Here is an 865-nt window from a genome sequence, read left to right on the forward strand (position 1 = left end):
CTTCGAGGAGGAAGGCCTCCAGCATGGAGGGCACGAAGTGGATGGTGGTGATCTCGTGTTGCTTGATGAGGTCGCGTAGGTAGGCGGTGTCGCGGTGGCCGCCGGGGGCGGCGATGATCTGGGTGGCGCCGGTGATCAGGGGCCAGAACAGTTCCCAGACCGACACGTCGAAGGTGGTGGGGGTTTTGTGCAGGATGCGGTCGGCGGGGGTGAGGCCGAAGGTGGTCTGCATCCAGTGCAGGCGGTTGGCGATGGCGCGGTGAGAGACGGCCACGCCTTTGGGGCGGCCGGTGGAGCCGGAGGTGAAGATCACGTAGGCCAGGCTGTCCGGGTGCACCTCGGGCAGCACGGCGTGATCGTCGCTCGCGGTCAGAGGCAGGGGGGTGGTGGTGCCGGTGGTGAGGTCGGTGAGCTGTAGCTGGCCGTCGGGGGCGCTGGTGATGAGCAGGGTGGCGCCGGCGTCGGTGAGCATGGCCTGGCGGCGGGCGGGTGGGTCGGCGGGGTCCAGGGGCAGGTAGGCGCTGCCGGCGGTGAGGACGGCCAGCAGGACGGTGGGCAGGTGCAGGCTGCGTTCCAGGCACACGCCGATGGGCCGGTCGGGGCGGGCGCCGGCGGTGTGCAGGCGATGGGCCAGGTGGCGGGCGTGGCCGGTCAGCTCCTGGTAGGTCAGGGCTTGATCGGTCGGGACCGGGTCGGTGGGGGCCTGGCCGCTTGGCCGGTCGGTGCCGGTGTCGGTGATGGCGCTGCCGGTGGTGGCAGGGCCGGGGTCGTAGCGGACGGCGGTGGCGCCGGGGGTGCGGGCGGCCTGGGCGAAGATCAGGTCGTGCAGGGTGCCGCCGGGGTGCTCCCGGTCGGTGGCGTTCCA

The 865-nt window shown here is 72.4% G+C and carries 1 protein-coding gene; it reads right to left on the bottom strand.

The annotated features are described in order from the left end of the window. Positions 1-865: AMP-binding protein (locus tag Pta02_RS40815; protein WP_203880418.1), on the bottom strand; the 865-nt coding region annotated here is incomplete at both ends.

This window comes from Paraplanobispora takensis (assembly GCF_016863195.1).
GTDB lineage: Bacteria > Actinomycetota > Actinomycetes > Streptosporangiales > Streptosporangiaceae > Planobispora > Planobispora takensis.